Annotated in this window: 17 protein-coding genes; 8 read left to right on the top strand and 9 right to left on the bottom strand. The window is 70.0% G+C overall.

Annotated elements, in window-relative coordinates; translation table 11 throughout:
* Positions 1-11: 11 nt before the first annotated feature.
* On the top strand, positions 12-416 hold the full coding sequence (locus tag ACWH43_RS00820; protein ID WP_260348236.1) for a (deoxy)nucleoside triphosphate pyrophosphohydrolase: 405 nt from the start codon (positions 12-14) through the stop codon (positions 414-416).
* A gap of 16 nt (positions 417-432) precedes the next feature.
* Here the strand turns inward: ACWH43_RS00820 and ACWH43_RS00825 are convergent, their stop codons facing one another.
* The 4 genes from ACWH43_RS00825 to ACWH43_RS00840 form a co-directional block, all read right to left on the bottom strand.
* Entirely contained in the window at positions 433-1,659 is a 1,227-nt protein-coding gene (locus tag ACWH43_RS00825; protein ID WP_158446539.1) for a winged helix-turn-helix domain-containing protein, read from the bottom strand.
* Between the two features lie 91 nt (positions 1,660-1,750).
* Entirely contained in the window at positions 1,751-2,275 is a 525-nt protein-coding gene (locus ACWH43_RS00830; protein WP_260348235.1) for a CAP domain-containing protein, read from the bottom strand.
* Between the two features lie 4 nt (positions 2,276-2,279).
* On the bottom strand, positions 2,280-4,880 hold the full coding sequence (locus tag ACWH43_RS00835) for a DUF3772 domain-containing protein (protein ID WP_260348232.1): 2,601 nt from the start codon (positions 4,878-4,880) through the stop codon (positions 2,280-2,282).
* A gap of 266 nt (positions 4,881-5,146) precedes the next feature.
* The gene (locus ACWH43_RS00840; protein WP_158448160.1) at positions 5,147-6,229 is read right to left on the bottom strand and encodes an ROK family protein; all 1,083 of its coding nucleotides are present in this window, start codon (positions 6,227-6,229) and stop codon (positions 5,147-5,149) included.
* 181 nt (positions 6,230-6,410) lie between these two features.
* On the opposite strand from ACWH43_RS00840, the gene ACWH43_RS00845 reads away from it, so the two are divergent.
* Entirely contained in the window at positions 6,411-6,887 is a 477-nt protein-coding gene (locus tag ACWH43_RS00845) for a DUF2938 domain-containing protein (RefSeq protein WP_158445413.1), read from the top strand.
* Positions 6,888-7,026: 139 nt separating this feature from the next.
* Here ACWH43_RS00845 and ACWH43_RS00850 read toward each other — a convergent pair whose 3' ends face one another.
* From ACWH43_RS00850 to gloB, 3 genes are read right to left on the bottom strand one after another with little or no spacing between them, the layout of a single operon-like run.
* Entirely contained in the window at positions 7,027-7,788 is a 762-nt protein-coding gene (locus ACWH43_RS00850; RefSeq protein WP_158445414.1) for a GNAT family N-acetyltransferase, read from the bottom strand.
* On the bottom strand, positions 7,788-8,252 hold the full coding sequence (locus ACWH43_RS00855; protein ID WP_158445415.1) for a cupin domain-containing protein: 465 nt from the start codon (positions 8,250-8,252) through the stop codon (positions 7,788-7,790). The genes ACWH43_RS00850 and ACWH43_RS00855 overlap by 1 nt, the downstream gene beginning before the upstream one ends.
* 2 nt (positions 8,253-8,254) lie before the next feature.
* Positions 8,255-9,019: a hydroxyacylglutathione hydrolase gene (gene gloB, locus ACWH43_RS00860; RefSeq protein ID WP_158445416.1), complete on the bottom strand. Its 765-nt coding sequence runs from the start codon at positions 9,017-9,019 to the stop codon at positions 8,255-8,257.
* A gap of 142 nt (positions 9,020-9,161) precedes the next feature.
* Between gloB and ACWH43_RS00865 the strand changes: the two genes are divergently transcribed.
* From ACWH43_RS00865 to ACWH43_RS00880, 4 genes are all read left to right on the top strand, one after another.
* Entirely contained in the window at positions 9,162-9,920 is a 759-nt protein-coding gene (locus ACWH43_RS00865; protein WP_158445417.1) for a class I SAM-dependent methyltransferase, read from the top strand.
* Between the two features lie 216 nt (positions 9,921-10,136).
* Positions 10,137-11,090, top strand: a complete 954-nt coding sequence (locus ACWH43_RS00870; protein ID WP_158445418.1) for an acetyl-CoA carboxylase carboxyltransferase subunit alpha — start codon at positions 10,137-10,139, stop codon at positions 11,088-11,090.
* A gap of 197 nt (positions 11,091-11,287) precedes the next feature.
* Positions 11,288-12,706 (top strand): L,D-transpeptidase family protein, encoded by a 1,419-nt coding sequence (locus ACWH43_RS00875; RefSeq protein WP_158445419.1) that lies wholly within the window; start codon positions 11,288-11,290, stop codon positions 12,704-12,706.
* A gap of 257 nt (positions 12,707-12,963) precedes the next feature.
* Positions 12,964-13,830 (top strand): TorF family putative porin, encoded by an 867-nt coding sequence (locus ACWH43_RS00880; RefSeq protein WP_260348231.1) that lies wholly within the window; start codon positions 12,964-12,966, stop codon positions 13,828-13,830.
* 53 nt (positions 13,831-13,883) lie between these two features.
* Here ACWH43_RS00880 and ACWH43_RS00885 read toward each other — a convergent pair whose 3' ends face one another.
* Complete coding sequence (locus tag ACWH43_RS00885) at positions 13,884-14,363, bottom strand: MarR family winged helix-turn-helix transcriptional regulator (RefSeq protein WP_158445421.1); 480 nt, start codon at positions 14,361-14,363, stop codon at positions 13,884-13,886.
* A 45-nt stretch (positions 14,364-14,408) separates the two neighbouring features.
* Between ACWH43_RS00885 and ACWH43_RS00890 the strand changes: the two genes are divergently transcribed.
* On the top strand, positions 14,409-15,302 hold the full coding sequence (locus ACWH43_RS00890) for an alpha/beta fold hydrolase (protein ID WP_158445422.1): 894 nt from the start codon (positions 14,409-14,411) through the stop codon (positions 15,300-15,302).
* 59 nt (positions 15,303-15,361) lie between these two features.
* On the opposite strand, the gene hemH is transcribed toward ACWH43_RS00890, so the two are convergent.
* Positions 15,362-16,426 carry a ferrochelatase gene (gene hemH / locus ACWH43_RS00895; RefSeq protein ID WP_448153389.1) on the bottom strand — a complete coding sequence of 355 codons (1,065 nt, stop codon included), beginning with the start codon at positions 16,424-16,426 and terminating at the stop codon, positions 15,362-15,364.
* 224 nt (positions 16,427-16,650) lie between these two features.
* Here hemH and ACWH43_RS00900 point away from each other — a divergent pair, with 224 nt between their 5' ends.
* On the top strand, positions 16,651-18,174 hold the full coding sequence (locus ACWH43_RS00900) for a bifunctional metallophosphatase/5'-nucleotidase (RefSeq protein WP_158445424.1): 1,524 nt from the start codon (positions 16,651-16,653) through the stop codon (positions 18,172-18,174).
* Positions 18,175-18,182: the final 8 nt, after the last annotated feature.

The raw sequence follows: 18,182 nt of genomic DNA on the forward strand, positions 1-18,182 counted from the left end.
GTCCCCTTCCCGTGAAGCTCCTCCTCGTCGTCGCCTGCGCCCTGATCGATGCCGACAACCGCGTCCTCGTCAGCCAACGGCCCGAAGGCAAGGCGCTGGCCGGGCTGTGGGAATTTCCCGGCGGCAAGCTCGAAGCCGGCGAGCGGCCGGAGCCGGCGCTGATCCGCGAGCTGCATGAGGAACTCGGCATCGCGGTGAAGGAGGAATGCCTCGCGCCGCTGACCTTCGCCAGCTACGCCTATCCGGACTTCCACCTGCTGATGCCGCTCTATATCTGCCGTCGCTGGGAGGGCACGCCCGCATCGAAAGAGGCGCAGGCGCTGAAATGGGTGCGCCCCGGCAAGCTGCGCGATCTCGCCATGCCGCCGGCCGACGAGCCGCTGATCCCGCCGCTGGTCGATCTGCTGGGGGCGTGAGGCCGCTTCCCGGCGGCTATAGCGGCGGTGCTGACGCGGCCTGTCCGGAACGAGGCGCTTCGGGGGCCGGGACCGCGGGAACCGTCTCGTCGCGGCCGAGCTGGAAACGCTCGAAACGCTGCAATTCGTCCTCGATGGCGGCCTTGAGCGCCGGCGTCTCGTAGCCGTCGAGCCAGGTCCAGCGCTGCATCAGCAGCTTGCCGGCGGCCCGGTCGGTCTTGAGGTCGAGCACGGCGACGATGCGGTCGCCCGCCAGGACCGGCAGGCCGAAATAGCCGTAGACGCGGTTTTCGGGGCGCAGATAGGCCTCGAAGACATGGGCGTAGTCGAAGAACAGTTTCGACCGCTTGCGCTGGATCACCAGCGGATCGAAGGGCGAGAGGATGTGAATGAGATCGGGCTCGGGCTCCGGCACCGCCTCCAGCGCTGCGGGCCGCGCCCAGTGGATCGTCTTGCCGGCGCCTTCGATCGCGAGGGGGACGAGTTCCTTGCGCTTCACCCGGGCCGCGATCAGCGCCGCCGCGGCCTTCTTGCTCGGCGCGTCGAGATGGCAGGCGGAATCGAGGCTGACCAACCCTTGCGCCCTCAGCGCCCGGTCGAGCTTGTAGGCGGTGACCTGCCGCTCGCTCGCCGGGGCCGGGCGCTTCTCCCACTGGAAATGCCGGTCGAAGAGCTCATAGGTCTTCACCATGCCGGACCGGGCGGAGATGGCGAGGTCGCCATCGTAGAAGGCGCGCTCCAGCAGGCCCTTGGACGGCTTCTTGCTGGCCCAGAGATGGGCCTTCTCGACCAGCTCCTCCTCGATGTCGCGGATGGTCAGCGCGCCGTCCCTGCGGATGCGGCGGAGCAGCTTGCGCGTCTCCTCGCGCGCGCCGACGGCGGACCAGCGCTTCGGCTCCTCGCGATGCGCCTTCATCTCCGGCAGGAAATAGCGGATGTCGCGGGTCGGCACATAGGAGAGCGCATGCGTCCAGTATTCGAACACGCTCTTCTCGACCGATTGCGCCCGGGCGAGGTCGCTGCGGCGATAGGCGGGAATGCGGGCGTAGAGGATGTGGTGGTGGCAGCGCTCGATCACGTTGATCGTGTCGATCTGGACATAGCCGAGATGCTCGACCGCCGCGCGCGTCGCCGCCGGCCCGGCGCCGAAGGGCTCGCGCCGGTCGAGCCGCTGGGCGTGGAGCCAGAGGCGGCGGGCCTGCTCGGCGGAAAGGGAAGGCGGCTTGCGCGGGCGAGGGGGCATGGCCGAAGGCTAGCCCCCTCGCCCGCGCCGCGTAAGAGGGCGGGCGCGCGACCGCTGACAGGGGCTGGCGGGAGCCCGAAGCCGCGCCGTCTCAGGGCGCGACGATCAGCGCCCAGTAGACCTGGTATTTCGAGCCCGGGGCATAGGCGGTGGCGATGCCCATGCGCTTCGCCTTCGCATCCTTCATGACGCGGTCGTGCTGGGGCGAGTCGCGCCAGCCGGAGAAGGCCTCGGCGAGCCGCCGGTAGCCGGCCGACAGATTGGCCTCCGCGCCGGGAATGCCCGCCCCGGCGAGGCGCGCCTTCACCGCATCGGCCTGGGCCGGCTTGTCCGAGCGCGCCATCATGGCGGCCTCGCGCTGCGCCGCCGCGTCGAGGGCGGGGTCGAGCGCAAGCGCGCCGAGGCCGGCGTTCATGCGATAGGCCGAGATCATGGCGCGGGCCTGCTCGGCATCGACCCGGGCCGTGCTCGAGCCGAGGTCGCGGTAGAAGGCCGGCTGGGCCTGACGCTGCGGTTCGGTGCAGCCGGCGATGCCGAACAGGGCGAGCGCGCCGGCGAGGGCGGCGGGGCAGGTCATGGCGCGCGGGCCGGCGAGGCGGCGCAGAAGCTTCGGCATCCGGTCATTCCTTGTCGTTCCCGGCCGTCCTGCTCGGGCGAGCGGCCGGCGCGGCCTTTGTCTTTTCGGACTTCTCCGCCGGCGCCTCGGCCTTCCGGCGCGGCTGCGGGGCGGCCGGGGCTTCGGGCTTTCGCGCGGCGGCCTTGCGGGCGCGCTCGACGGCGCCGGCGATGCCGTCGAGCGACTGCTCGACGCCGGCCAGACCCTTCACCTCGAGCTGCGGCGTGCCGAAGACCTCGATCTCGGCCAGCCGCTTGCGGATCGCGAAATTCAGGTCGCTGGTCACGCGGCCGGCCTGGTCGAGATCCTCGACGACGCAGATCAGGTCGAAATCCATCGTCGCCGTGCCGAGCTTCTTGAACAGCACGGCCGGCGGCGGCTTCTTCAGCACGTCGCCATGGTTGTCGGCGACCTCCTGGAGCATGGTCCGCACCGCGCCGGCATCGGTCAGGCGCGTCACCGAAAGGGAGATCAGCACGCGGCCGCTGCGGTCGTTGCGCACCCGGTTGCGCACGACGCCGGAGACGAGGTTCGAGTTGGGGACGATGACGCTGGCGCGGTCGAAGGTCGCGATCTCGGTGGAACGGACATTGATGCGCTTCACGATGCCTTCGACATCGCCGATCACGACCTGGTCGCCGACGCGGATCGGCCGTTCCCAGAGCAGGATCAGGCCCGAGACGAAGTTCGACACCACCGATTGCAGGCCGAAACCGATACCGACGGACAGCGCCGAGGCCACCAGCGTCAGCCGCTCGAGGCTCAGCCCCACCGCCGAGACGGCCAGCGCGACGGCGGCGATGTAGCCGACATAGCCGGTGGCGGTGGTGATCGAGTTGCGCAGGCCCGGGTCGAGCTGCGTCGTCGGCAGGAACTTGCTGTCGAGCCAGCGCTGGACGGTCCGGGTCGCGGCGATGCCGAGGGCGAAGATGATCGCGGCGATCACGATCGTCGACACCGAGATGGTGACGCCGCCGACCTGGAAGCCGAAGAAGGCGGCGCGCAGCGAGGCCAGGAAATCCGCCGATTCGAGGCCCCAGGGCGCCAGCACGAGCAGCAGCGTCACGAAGAGCAGCAGCAGCTTCAGCAGCCCGGCGGTCAGCACGGCGAGCTTGTCGAGCGTGGCGGCGCGCAGGCCGACCCCGGCGCGCAGGGTCAGCGCCAGCCGCCCCCGGCCGGTGAGGAGATGCGGGATGCCGAGCTCGATGAACTGGTGCGCCAGCAGATAGAGGCAGGCGACGATGCCGAGCCAGAGGGTCTGCTGGGCCATGAAGGAGGCGAAGACGACATAGCCGCTGAGCGCCGCGCCGATGATGGCGAGGCCGATGAGCCAGCCGAGGACGCGCAGCGGGCCGAGGCTCGCCCCGTCGACCGGGACATAGGGGCCGAGGCAGGCCTCCTGCTCGACGTCCTCGTCGTCGCGGATGCGGTAGAGCCCGGCAATCAGCGCCAGCGCGAAAAGGATCGCGAACAGAGCCTTGACGATGATCGAGATCGAAAGCCCGGCGGCGATCGCCTGGAGCCAGGCCTCGAAGACCTTGCCGACCGCCATGACCAGCGCGAGGGCGCTCGCGATCCAGACCACGCTGTGGGCGGTGTCGTCCATGACTCGGATCAGGCGGCGCTGCGGGCTCGTCGGCGCGAACAGCGCATTGGCGAGGGACTTGACGAAGGCGACGAAGCCCAGGCCGACGACGACAGTCCAGATCACCGGCCGGACGCGCTCCGGCAGCAGTCCCGTGGTGCTGAGCGCCTTGTAGATCAGCCAGCTCGCCAGCGCCGGCGGCGCCACTCCGGCGATGATGCGCGCCAGCGCCACATAGAGCGCGTGGAGGCTGCCGGTGCTGGTCTCCTGGATGACGGCGTAGCGGGCCTTGAAGCGCGGCATGTAGCGGGCGCGGGCCCAGTAGAGCAGGCCGGTTCCGACCAGCGACAGCGCGAGGATGCCGCCGCGCGCGCCGGTCAGCGAGTCGGTGACGCCCGAGAGCCAGCTTCCGAAGACGTAGCCCGAAGCCCGCAGATCCTCGGGCGCGGTGGCGACCGCGTTGCTCCAGACCGTGGGGCTGAGCACCGACGGGCCGGCGGCGAAGAGCTGGGCTGCGAAGATGTCGCGGCGCTTGTCGGCGATCGTGCTCTGCAACTGCTCCGCCTGCAGCAGGGAGGCGCGGGCGATCTTCAGCGTCTCGTCGGCATCGGCATAGGCCTTGGCGCGGAGCTCGCGCTCGCGGGCGATCTCGGCGGATTCGGGCGGGGCCTTGTCGTCGGGCTTGGCGCCGAGCTGGTCGAGCTTGAGCTTGGCCTGCTCGACGAGCGGGGCCTGCTGATCGACGATCAGCCGGAGCTGGTCGAGCGACGGCTGCAGCCGCAGGCGCTGGCGCATGAGCTCGTCGTCGCCGAGGTCGGGCCGCGCGAGGACGGTCTCGATCTGCGAGAGCTCGAGCCTGACCGAATCGAGCCGCCCGCGCGGGCTCTTCGGATCGACCGGCGCGGCCGGCGCGGCTGCGGGGGCCGCCGGCGGCTGCTGGGCCGGCGCGTGGGCGACGCCGGCCGCCAGCGTCAGGATCAGGAGGCACAGCGCCGCGAGGCTGCGGCCGCTCCGTCCCATCCGGGCCGATGCTCGTATCAGACGTGTTGCCATGCGCGGGCCGCCCCGTCCCAGGTGATTCGGCTTCCTGCCGACCCTCGACACAGGATCGGGCCGGGTGCAAGACGAAGACGGCGTTTCCGCTGCCGGCAAGGTCAGACTCCTGCGTTTCCTGCGCTGCTCCGCGCCCGGAGCGGGAGCGGTGCCGCCTCTTCACCGGCAAAGGCGACCTGAAGATGGCGAAGCTTCGCCGAATGGCGCGCGACCGGACGGAGCGCCGCCGGCGGTCAGCGCTTTTTCCGCGCCGTCTCCCGGTTGCGGTAGCTCGCATTGCCGAGGCCGGTGCCGATGGTGAGGACGCCCCAGTTCTCGACGTCCTGCATCGCCGGCATCTCGCTCAGCCCCTGGATGACGGCGTCGTTGTGCATGACGATCTCGGTGTCGTGCCCGCCGATCTGCGGCACCAGCTCGCGCACGCTGTCGACGAGGTTGAAGCGGCTGCTCTCCCAGTTGCCCGGCAGGTTCTGGGCGCCGCGCTCGATGCTGCCGTCGGGCTCGACCAGGCCGGGGCAGCCGATGCCGATGAAGGGCGCGACGCTGAGCCCCTTCTTCTCGGCTTCGGCGATCTGGGCCCTGAGCATCTTGCCGAGGCGCTCGATCGCCTCGTCGCGGCCCGGCTCCTCGTCGGCGTGGCGCCAGAGCTCCGAGGCCCAGACCCGGGCCTTGCTCAGATCCGGCGCCTTCTTCTGCCGCAGTTCGACGATGCCGGCGCGGATGTTGGAGCCGCCGATGTCGACGGCGACGAGGCTGTCGAAGGCGGAAAAGATCCATTTCGGCGCGAGATGGGCGCTGCCGACCAGCCCGGCCTCGTCCGGATGGTGGCTGATGGGAACGAGGTCGATGTCGCGCCCGTCGACGCGCAGGATGATGGCGGCGCGCGCGATGGCGAGCTCGCCGATCCGGCTCTCGCGAAAGCCGCCGCCGACGACGATGCGCGCGATCTCGGCCCAGCTCTTCAGCCGGGCGAAGCGGCGGATGACGAAGGCGAGCGACTGGGCGAAGTCCTCGACCGCGCTCAGCACCAGGGCGGCCTCGGCCGCATCGCCATCCTTCAGCAGCGCGTCCAGCTCCTTCTTGCCGATCGCGGCCGTCGCACCATCGAGCGGATCCTCGCCGTTCCGCTTGAGATGGGTCCGCAGCGTGTCGAGATGGCCGATGAAGGCGCTGCGGCTCGCCTTGTCGCCGACGAAGCCGTCCTCGTCGCGGACCTCGAGATTGTAGCTGGTGACGATGACGGAAGGCAGCTCCGCCGCGCCATGCGCTCCCGCTCCGGGCGCGCTGCGCGCCTTGTCCGTCGTCGACCCAGCCATTCCCGCTCCTCTCGCCATGCCTTCCGGGGGCAACGGCCGGAGCGGCCGCGAGGTTCCGACGCGGGTGCGAATGCGCCGCCCGCAGGCCGCCGCTGCGCTGGAGGCGTTTCCGGGCGGTTGACCGGAGGGGCGATCGCCGCTCCAACGGAAACGAAGCGCGGCGGTCCGGGGGGAGGGGATTTTGGCGGATCTGATCTGGCATGCGGTCGTCATCGGGGTCGGGGCGACGATCCTGTTCGACCTCTGGGCGCAATTCCTCAGGCTCTTCGGCATGCCGAAGCCGAATTGGGGGCCGCCGGGACGCTGGTTCGCGCATGCGCTGCGCGGGCGCTTCCTGCATGACGACATCGGCAAGGCGGCGCCGGTCGCGGGCGAGGTCGCGCTGGGCTGGCTCTTCCACTATCTCGTCGGCATCGTCTTCGCCGGGGTCGTGCTGGCGGTCTGGGGCATGGGCTGGGCGCGCAACCCGACATTCCTGCCGGCGCTGATCGTCGGGCTCGCCACGGTGGGCTGCGGCTGGTTCATCCTGCAGCCCGGGATGGGAATGGGCGTCGCCGCCGCGAAGAAGCCGAATGCCGGCCAGATCCGCCTGTTCAACATCGTCGGGCATACGGTCTTCGCCATCGGGCTCTACGGCACGGCGCTGCTGATCCGCTGATCGCGCGACGAAGCGCGGCTCGTCCTTGCGAGCGCAGCGAAGCACCCCGAGAAGACCGGGTTGAACGGCCCGGCCCTGCCGCCCCGGGTTGCTTCGTCGCTCGCCGCTCCTCGCGACGACGAAGGCAGGCTGGCGGTTCTCAGCCTTCGAGGAGGCGCGTCTCGTAAGCGTAGAGCCGGCGGAAGCCGAGGCTGCGATAGAGGTTGAGCGCGACGGCGTTGCCCTGCTCGACCTGGAGATAGGCGCTGTGGCTGCCGGTGGCGCCGGCCCAGCCCATCAGTCCGGCGACGATCCTGCGGCCGATGCCCTTGCCGCGATGGGCGGGATCGAGGCAGATCAGCCCGATCTCGGCCATGCCGCGTTCCGCCACCGCCATGCCGAAGCCCACCGGCTCGCCTTCCACCAGCCAGGAGGCGAAGGCGGCCGGCAGCCGGATCCGCTCGAGAATGGCGGCGAGATTGCCGGCATGGCTCTTGATGCCGCTCTGGAGCGCGGCGACGCCGGCGACCCATTCGGCCTCGGGCCGGGCCTCGATCCGGAACGCGGCCTCTTCCGAGACCGGGATGTCGGCGAGCGGGGCGATCATGCCGAAGGAGCGGTCCCGGACCCTGTAGCCGCGTGCCAGCACCGCCGCGCGGGTCGCCTCGGCGACGAGCGGGGTCAGCCGGATCGCCGGCTGCAGGCCGTCGGCGCGATAGAGCTCCTCGAGCATGTCGAGCATCGCGTCGTCGAGCTCGGCCCCGTAGGCGAGCGGCGTCGCCGAATTGGCGCGGCCGGAATAGCCGTTGGCGAAGCGCAGCACCCAGTCGCCGACCACCAGCGTCGACAGCGCCGGCCAGGCATTGATGATCCGCCGCTCGCATTCCTGCGCGAGCCGGGCGTCCTCGTTCGTCGTCGGCATCAACGTCTCCCGGAGGGCTTGCGCGGCGTCGGCCGCCAGCCCGGCGGCGCCATCTCGAAGCCCGAAAACGCGAAGCCCGGCGCCACCGTGCAGCCGACCAGCGTCCAGGCGCCGAGCGAGGTTGCGCTCTGCCACCAGCCCGCCGGCACCACGAATTGCGGGCGCTGGCCGGCGGCGAGATCGGTGCCGAGATGATAGGCCGAGGCGTCGTGCCCGTTGGGCGAGACGGTGATGACCAGCGGCGCTCCGGCATAGTGATGCCAGATCTCGGCGGCGTCGACACGGTGCCATTCCGAGGTCTCAGCCGTATCGAGCAGATAGTAGATCGCCGTCGAATGCCCGCGCCCTTCCGGCCCTTCCGGGTCGCGGAAGGTCTCGCGATAGTGCCCGCCTTCGGGGTGCGTCTGGAGGCCGAGCAGGCGGATCACCTCCGCCGCCGTCAGCCCGTCGAGGCGATGGGGCATGGTCAGAACCTGTTCTTGGCTTCGCGCAGCGCCGCGAAGACCTGGTCGGCCGGTTTCCCGGCGAGGTGGACGGCCGCCGCCAGCGCCGGGTCGCCGGCCCGGAAGAAGGGGTTGGTCGCCTGCTCCTCGGCGACCGTGGTCAGCGCCCAGAAGCGCCCCTCGGCCCTGGCTCTCTCGGCCTCGGCGAAGCGGGCGGCGAGCGCGGCGTTCGCCGGATCGACGGAGCGGGCGAAACGGGCATTGGCCAGCGTGTAGTCATGGCCGGTGACGAGGCGGACATCGCCCGGCAGCGCCATGATGCGCGAGAGCGAGGTCCACATCCGCCCCATCTGGCCGGGCTGGACCCGGCCGCAGCCCATGACGAAGACGACGTCGCCGACCAGCGCGATCTTGCTGCCGAGCCCGACATAGCTGAGATGGCCGTCGGAATGGCCGGGCGTGTGCCAGATCTCGAAGCGCTCATCCGCCAGGGTCACGCTGTCGCCTTCGCCGACGACGCGGTCGAGCGGGGCCATGGTGCGCGCATCGGCCGGGCCGGCCACCGTGGCGCCCGTCGCCTGCTTCAGCGCGGCCACGCCCTGGGTGTGGTCGTGATGGGCGTGGGTGACGAAGACGTCGCTGATCGTCCAGCCCCTCGCCTTCGCCGCGGCCAGCATCTCGCCGGCATCGGGCACGTCGACGGCGGCGCAGGCGCCGGTGGCGGGGTCGTGGAGCAGGGCTCCGGCATTGTCGCTGAGCGTGCGGAAGACGTGGAGGTCGAGCGGCATGGCGGACTCCTGCGGAAGCGGGCGGACCTCCTGCATGAGCCATGCGGCAGCGTCGATCAACCCGGCGGCAGCGCACGGTCGCCGTGCGCTGCCGCCGGGGCTGCCCTTGCCTTCGCCCCTCCGGCGTTCCATGTCAGGCGCCATGCCTCTCGACGTCGTCGACCTGCGCGCCTTCTACGCCAGCCCGCTGGGGCATGTGGCGCGGCGCTTCATCGGCCGGGCGATGCTGCGCTTCTGGCCCGACTGCGCGCGCCAGCGTCTGCTCGGGCTCGGCTTCTCGACGCCCTATCTCTCCGTGCTCGGCATGCGGGCGGAGCGGACCATCGCCTTCATGCCGGCGGCGCAGGGCGTGGTGAACTGGCCCTCGCCGGGATTCTCCGCCTCGGCGCTGGTCGAGCCGACGCTGCTGCCGCTGCCGACCGCCTCGATCGACCGGGCCGTGCTCGTCCATGCGCTGGAGGAGACGGAAAGCCCGGACGACCTGCTGGAGGAGGTCTCGCGCGTGCTCAATCCCGGCGGCCGGATGATCCTGGTGGTGCCGAACCGGCGCGGCCTCTGGGCGCGGATGGACGGCACGCCCTTCGGCCAGGGCCGTCCCTTCAGCCGCCGGCAGCTCTCGGCGCTGCTGCGCGCCGCCGAGTTCTCGCCCGAGCACTGGGCCGAGGTGCTCTATGTGCCGCCGCTCCAGCGGCGGCTGCTGATGCGCTCGGCGTCCGTCTGGGAGCGGGTCGGGCTCGGCCTGTCCCTGCCCTTCGCCGGGGTCCACGTCATCGACGCGACCAAGCAGTTCTACCGGCGCGCGCCCCTGCGCGCGACGCGGCGCAGCTTCGCGTTCAGGCCCGTCCTGCTGCCGCAGCCGGCGCCGACGCCGCGCGCGGCAAACCCGCCGGAAGCGCCGTGAACGGGTTGACAATTTCGCCGGGGCGCGGCCAAGGTCCGCCGCTTTTCTAATGGATTTCCGCGTTTCCCGGAGATGCGGAAATCCATTAGGTCCTTGTCTTGTCGCATTTTCTTCACGCGAACCGGTGCCCATTTCGCTCGAAAATGCTCTAGCCCCGGTTTCCCCCGAAACCGCCGATCCGCGCCGATCTCGGTGCGGAAGTTGAACTGGATCACGATGCGTAGCTATCTGGATTTCGAGAAACCGGTCGCCGAACTCGAGGCGAAGTCGGACGAGCTGCGGGCGCTGGAGGCGCGCGGCGACGGCATCTCGTTGTCCGAGGAGATCGGCAAGCTCGACGCCAGGGCGAACCAGGCGCTCAAGGAGATCTACGCGGCGCTGACGCCCTGGCAGAAGACGCTGGTGGCGCGCCATCCGCAGCGCCCGCATTTCAAGGATTACTGCGCCGCGCTGATCGAGGAGTTCACGCCTCTCGCCGGCGACCGCGCCTTCGGGGAGGACGAGGCCATCGTCGGCGGCTTCGGCCGCTTCCGCGGCGAGGCGGTCTGCGTCATCGGCCAGGAGAAGGGCGATTCGACCGAGACCCGCATCCGGCACAATTTCGGCATGCCCAAGCCCGAGGGCTATCGCAAGGCGGCGCGGCTGGTCGAGATGGCCGGGCGCTTCGGCCTGCCGGTGCTGAGCTTCGTCGACACCGCCGGCGCCTATCCGGGCATCGACGCCGAGGAGCGCGGCCAGGCGGAGGCGATCGCCCGCTCGACGGATGCCTGGCTCGGCCTGCCGACGGCGAGCGTCGCGCTGGTGATCGGCGAGGGCGGCTCGGGCGGGGCCATCGCGATCGCGGCGGCGAGCCGCGTGCTGATGATGGAGCATGCGATCTATTCGGTGATCTCGCCGGAGGGCGCGGCCTCGATCCTCTGGCGCGACACCGCCCGCGCCCAGGACGCCGCGACCGGCATGAAGATCACGGCGCAGGACCTGCTCAAATTCGGCGTCATCGACGCCATCGTCGCCGAGCCCACCGGCGGAGCGCATCGCGACAAGGCGCTGGCGATGATGCGGGCGGGCGACGCCATCGCGGCGGCGCTGGCGGAGTTCTCCGGCATGGACGCGGCCGCGATCACCGAGAAGCGGGCCGAGAAGTTCCTCGGGATCGGCCGCCACCTCTGAGCGGGGCCGCCGGTTAATTTCGCGCTTGCGAAACGGGTCGCCTTTTACCGGCCATTGACCATGTGGCCAAACTCAGGGAGCCTATGGTAAGGAACCCTCAAGCCTAACGCTTCTACAACAGGGCGACGGGCACAATTTGGCCGTCTTGCAAAGTCACAGGTCGCTCATCCGGCCTGCCGTTCGATGGGAATGACGACGTGGCACTCAAGCAACTCGCGCTCGTGGCTTTTGTTGCATTGACCCTGGCGGCCTGCGAGGAGGAGCGCTATCGCGGCTCCGCCCGCCACAACATCCCGATCCCAGCGGCGACCTATGCGCTGATGTCCGAGAAGGGCATGAGCAAGGACCAGCCGATCCTGATCCGCTCCTACAAGAAGGAATCGGAGCTGGAGGTGTGGAAGCGCAAGGCCGACGGCCAGTACGCGCTGCTCAAGACCTATCCGATGTGCCGCTGGTCGGGCCAGCTCGGCCCGAAGAAGCGCGAGGGCGACCGCATGGCGCCGGAGGGCTTCTACGCCATCACGCCCCAGCAGATGAACCCGAACTCGGCCTATTACGTCTCGTTCAACATGGGCTATCCCAACGCCTATGACCGCTCGCTCGGCCGCACCGGCGCGCATCTGATGGTGCATGGCGCCTGCTCCTCGGCCGGCTGCTATTCGATGACCGACGACCAGATCGGCGAGATCTACGCGCTGGTGCGCGAGGCGCAGAACGCCGGCCAGCGGGCCGTGCAGATGCAGGCCTTCCCCTTCCGCATGACGGCGAAGAACTTCGCCCAGCACCGGCTCGACCCGAACATCGCCTTCTGGAAGAACCTGAAGGAAGGCTCGGATTATTTCGAGGTGACGCATGACGAGCCGGCCGTTTCGGTGGCCGGCGGGCGCTATGTCTTCAATGGCGGCGCGGCGCCGGCGGCGGTGGCGCAGAAGCAGCGCCAGGACGCCGTCGAGGTGGCTTCCCTCGTCGCCAAGGGCACGCCGGCGATCCAGCTCGTCTATGACGACGGCGACCAGCATTCCTCGTTCAAGCAGACGCTGATGTCCGGCGGTTCGGCGGCGCTGAACCGCTCGGCCTCCTGGGCCTCCCGGGATGTCGGCATCAGCCGCGAGGACGCCCTGGCGGCCGGTCCGCGCGTGGTCGTGCTCGACGATCGCGGCAAGGTGCGGGAGACGGTGCGCGCCGCCTCGGCCGAGGACAGCGCGGTGATGGCCGCCATCGCCGCCGCCCCGCCGGTGGAGGCCGCCAAGCCCGAGCCGGCCAGATCCGAGCCGGCCAGGCCTGCGGCGGCCCCCGCGACGACGCAGATCGCGCGGATCCAGCCCGGCAAGGCCGAGCAGGCTCCGGTGCTGGCGAGCGCGTCGTCGATGCCCGCCGAGGAGAGCAAGCCCTTCCTGCAGCGCGCCCTGAGCTTCATGCCGATGTTCGGCTCCTCCTCTTCCTCCAGCTCGGAGGGGCAGGCCACGGCCTCGGCCGAGGCGCCGGTCGTGGTGTCGGCGCCGGCGACGCAGACCAATATCCGCGCGCCGCTGCCGCCGCGCCGGGCGACGAATCTGCGCACCAGCAGGCTTGACGAGTCGCCGGCGGCCTATGCCAGTCAGCCCGCGACGCGCTGACGGGGCGTCCCGCGGCGCCTGCGCGATGTGACGGAACTGCAACAGTTCCCGGCGAAATAGGACCTGCCTTTTTTGCAGGCGCGAAGGCCCCCGTTTCGGGGGCCTTTGCTCATGGCCCGGGCAGGCTGCCGAAAAGCTCGCCTTGCCGAAATGCCTCTTCGGCCCGCTTGATCGCGATGAAAGCGCGATCACAGCGCGACAGAGGGGTTCTGGCCATGGCTTCGGATGGTTTCCGGTCTTCGATTCTGGGATTTGCCTTGTCGGCCTCGCTGGCCGCCGCCGCGCAGGGCGCCGATCTGGCGGACAAGAAGGGGGCGCCGCCGCCGGCCGTGCCGACGGTGACCTGGTTCGACATCGCGGTGAACATCAAGGGGCAGACCGACTACAATTTCCGCGGTATCTCGCAGACGGATCGCAAGCCGGGCATCGGCGGCGGCGCGGAGCTGCAGATCTACGACAACCTGTTCTATGCCGGCATCTACGGCTCCAGCGTCGACCTGGCGACCCGCCCCAGCGCGGAGGTGGATTTCTACGGCGGCATCCGCCCGAAATTCGGCGATCTCGCCTTCGATCTCGGCGTCATGCAGTACTATTATCCGCGCGAGAAGCAGCTCATCGACTGGACCGGCGTCTATTGGACGCCCAAGAACACCGACTTCACCGAGGTCTACGGCAAGGTCTCCTACGTGTTCGCCGGCAGTCTGACGCTCGGCGGCAACGTCTTCTACGCTTGGGACTGGCTCGGCACCGGGGCGGACGGCACCTATGCCTCGGTCACCGCCAAATATGCGCTGCCTTTCCTCGAGGGCCTCTCGGTGTCGGGCGAGCTCGGCCATTACTGGCTCGGCCGGACCAACCAGGCGATCTGGTCGACCACCCCGCCGACCAACCTGCCCGACTACACCTACTGGAACGCCGGCCTGTCCTATAACTGGAAGAACGTCACGGCGGATCTGCGCTACCACGACACCACGTTGTCGAAGACGGAATGCTTCGCGCTGACCGCCGATCCGGGCGGCATCGCCTCAGGCTCCGGCCGCTCGAAATGGTGCGGCGCCGCCGTGGTCGGCACGCTCTCCTTCGACATCACGGCGAGCAGCCTCGGCGTCTTCGCGCAGCCGTGAGCGGTTCTGCCGGGCGCTCCCGGGGCCGCCCGCACGGGCGGTCCTGCCGGCTTTCAGGGCTCGAGCGCCTTGGCGACGCGCCGCATCATCTCGCCGATGGCGTTGCATTCGGCATCGCTCAGCACCGTCATCATCGCCTCGATCTCGGCGACATGGATCGCCATGGCCTTGCGGGTCAGGGCTTCGCCCTCCGCCGTCAGCCAGAGGCGCCGCACGCGCCGGTCGGCGTCGTCGCCATGGCGCTCGATCAGCCCGCGCCGCTCCAGCACCGGCAGCAGCATGCTCATGGCGCTGCGCCCGACCAGCAGCTTTCCGGCCAGCGCCTGCTGCGTCAGCCCGGGCTGGTGGAAGATATTGGCGAGGACGTCGTAATGGGCGACCTGGATGCCGAGCGGCGCCAGCGCCTCGCCGAAGGCCTTCTCCCAGAGCGTGTGCACGCGGGCGACCGCGACCCAGTTGCGGAAGCGCGGCAGATCCCAGGGCAGGCGTTCACGTTCCGGCGAGAGGGCGGAAGAAGCTTGCTTTTTGTTCATGGCTGAACATATTCGTTCAGGGTTGAACAGATCGGGGTCGACGCCATGACCGTTTCCGCGTTCCATCTGCTGCGCCCGCTGGTCCGGGCCGCCAGTTTCCTGGCGCCCGGCCCGGCCGGCAAGCTCGCCTTTCGCCTCTTCTGTACCCCGCCGCGCCGCCGGGTGCGACGTGAAAACGCCGGGCGCGGCGCGGCCGGCCCCGGCAGGCGGCTGGCCGGGGCGCAGGCGGCGTCGGTCCCGTTCCCCTGCGGCAGCGCGCAGGCCTATGTCTTCGACCCGGACGGCGCCGGGCGGCGCGGCACGGTGCTGCTGGTGCATGGCTGGAGCAGCGAGGCGGCTTTCATGACCGCTTTCGTCAGCCCGCTGCGCGAGGCCGGCTTCCGGGTGGTCGCCTTCGACCTGCCGGCGCATGGCGCCTCGACCGGGCGGGTGCTGGACATGCCGCTCGGCGTCGCCAGCCTTGCGGCGGTGGCGCGGGCGTTCGGGCCGATCCATGCGGTGGTGAGCCATTCCTTCGGCGGGCTGATCGCGCTCGCGGCGCTGGCGGGCTCGGTTCCCGGCCAGCCGCCGGTCAGCGCGGGGCGCCTCGCGATGATCGCGGCGCCGTCCTCCGTGAAGCGGATCACGCGGCGGTTCGGGGCCGGAATCGGGCTCGGGCGGCGCGGCCAGGCGGCGCTGGAACGGCGCATCCATGCCGTCGCCGGCAATCCGGTCGAGGTCTTCGACGGCTCCGCCCAGCTTGCCGCGATCCGGCTTCCGACGCTGATCGTCCATGACCGGCAGGACCGCGAGCTCGCCTTCGACCATGCCGAGGCGCTGGCGGCGGCGGGGTCTTTCGCAAGGCTGGAGGAGACGCAGGGCTTCGGGCACCGGCGCATCCTGCAGGCGAAGCCGGTGATCGACAGCGTCACCCGCTTCGTCCGCGCCGAGGCGCCGTAGATCGGCGCGGGTCCGACGGGATGCGGTCGCGGCGATCTATCGACGTGCCACGGCCCGCCTCAGATCCAGCCCATCAATTCGCGCCGGACGACGGCGGCGATGACGTCGATGCCTTCGGGCGAATCGTTGAGGCAGGGCAGATAGGCGAATCTTTCGCCGCCATTGTGCAGGAAGATCTCGCGGTTCTCGCCGTCGAGCTCCTCTAGCGTCTCGAGGCAGTCGGCCGAGAAGCCGGGCGCCACGATCGCCATGGATTTGCGGCCGGCCAGCGCCAGCGCCTTCACCGTCTCGTCGGTGTAAGGCTTGAGCCATTCGTCCGGCCCGAAGCGGGACTGGAAGGTCAGGGGAAAGCGCTCCTCGGAAAGGCCGAGCTCGGCCCGCAGCAGCCGCCAGGTCTTGACGCACTGGCAGTAATAGGGGTCGCCCTTGAGCAGATAGGCTTTGGGCATGCCGTGGAAGGAGCAGAGGATGACCTCGGGCTCGAAATCGAGCTTCGCCAGCGAGGCGCGCATCGAGCGGGCGAGCGCGTCGATATAGACCGGGTCGTCGTGATAGGGCGGCGAGACGCGCACCGTCGGCTGCCAGCGCATCTGCATCAGGGCGCGGAAGGCCTGGTCGCAGGCGGTGGCCGAGGTCGGCGCGGCATATTGCGGGTAGAGCGGCACCATCAGGATGCGGTCGCAGCCCTGGTCGAGCAGGGCCTGGAGCCGGCTCTTCACGTTGGGCAGCCCGTAGCGCATCGCCCAGTCGACGACGATGCGGTCGCCGGCGAGCGGCTTCAGCCGTTCGGCGAGTTGCTCGGTCTGCGAGCGGGTGATGGTCTTGAGCGGGCCTTCGTCGCGCTCCCTGTTCCAGACGGTGGCGTAGTCCTTGCCCTTGCGGCCGGGCCGCGTCGACAGCACGATCAGGTTGAGGATCGGCCACCATTTCCAGCGCGGCTCCTCGATCACGCGCCGGTCGGAGAGGAACTCCTTGAGATAGGCGCGCATCGGCCAGTAGCCGGTGCCTTCCGGCGTGCCGAGATTCATCAGCAGCACGCCGATGCGGCCCGAACCGGCTTTCGGATGGTCCGGCGGGAGCGGAACGGCCTGGCCGGCCGGGGCCGCGGCGATGTCAGCAGTCATGGGCGCAGGCTCTCCTTAGAGCCGGAGCCGACCGGGTCGGGGAATCCGTCTCTAATTCAAAGGTCTCGCGTTCGTGATTTAGACGAGTTCGCGCTTTCGTCCAGCCTTGAAGCCGTCCGGAAGGCGGGGTGCGACACTGCCGACCGCGGCCGCCGGCCCGGAACGGCTCTGGCAGCGCGACGGCTCTCTTGCTAGTCTGGAGTCGTTCCGGACAGGGGGCCGCCATGACCAAGCTGACCCGCCGCAAGGCCCTCGGCGTCCTCGCCGCTCCTGCGACTCTCGCCGCGACCGCCCCGGTCGCGCTGGCGCAGCAGCCGGCGCCGAGCTTCACCCTGCTGCTGCTCAACGACATCTACAAGATGAGCGACGACAAGGGCCGCGGCGGTTTCGCCCGCGCGGCCGGCATCGCCAAAGCCGAGCGGGCCAGAGGCGTGCCGCTGCTGTTCTGCCATGCCGGCGACTGCTACTCGCCCTCGCTGATGTCGGGCTTCGACCACGGCGCCCATATCGTCGCGATGCAGAACCGGATGGGCATCGACGTCTTCGTGCCGGGCAACCACGAGTTCGATTTCGGCAAGGAGAACTACCTCAAGCTCTCCGCCGCGCAGACCTACCCGACCTTCGCCGCCAATCTGCGCGATGCGAACGGCGAGCCCCTGCCCGGCCACAGGGACAGCCAGATCTTCGATCTCGGCGGCATCCGGGTCGGCGTGATCGGCACGGCCTACGACCTGACGCCGCAGATCTCGTTTCCGGGCGATCTGACATTCTCCTCGACCCTGGAGGCGCTCAGGCGCGAGGCCAAGGCCCTGAAGGGGCAGGGCGCCGACATCCTGGTCGCCGTCGTCCATGCCGACCGGGCGACGGACAACGAGATCGTCCGCTCGCGGATCGTCGACATCCTGCTCACCGGGCACGACCACGACCTCGCCATCGCCTATGACGGCAAGGTGGTGATGGTGGAGTCGAACGAGGAGGGCAATTACGTCACCGCCATCGACATCGCCGCCACGGTCAAGGGCGAGGGGGCGGCGCGGCAGGTGAGCTGGACGCCGACCTTCCGCGTCAACGATTCCCGCTCGGCGACGCCGGACCCGGAGGTCGCCGCCATCGTCAGGGGCTACGAGGCCGAGCTGTCGAAGGAGCTCGACGTCGACCTCGCCCGTCTCGCCGTGCCGCTCGATTCCCGCACCGGCGTCATCCGCACGCAGGAGACGGCGCTCGGCAACCTCGTCGCCGACGCGCTGCGCGCCTCGACCGGCGCGCAGCTCGCCATCACCAATGCCGGCGGCATCCGCGCCAACAGGCAATATCCGGCCGGCTATACCCTGACGCGGCGCGACGTGCTGAACGAACTGCCCTTCGGCAACGCCACCGCGATGGTCGAGATCACCGGCAAGGACGTCAGGGACGCGCTGGAGAACGGGCTCTCGCCGGCGCCCCAGGGCTCCGGCAAGTTTCCCGTCGTCGCCGGCCTGCGCTTCGAGGCGGATGTGAAGCGGCCGGCCGGCTCCCGCGTCGTCGCGCTTTCCCTCAGCGACGGCACGCCGATCGATCCCGCCGGCCGATACACCGTCGCCACGAACAATTTCATGCTGGAAGGCGGCGACGGCTATGCCGCGCTCGGGCGCGGCAGGACCCTGATCGGCGCCACCGACGGTAAGCTGATGGCCAATGAGATGATGGTCTATCTGCGCAGGCTGGGGACGGTCGAGGCCAGGGTCGAGGGGCGGGCGGTGATCAAGTGAGGCCGTCC

This window comes from Allobosea minatitlanensis (assembly GCF_964020775.1).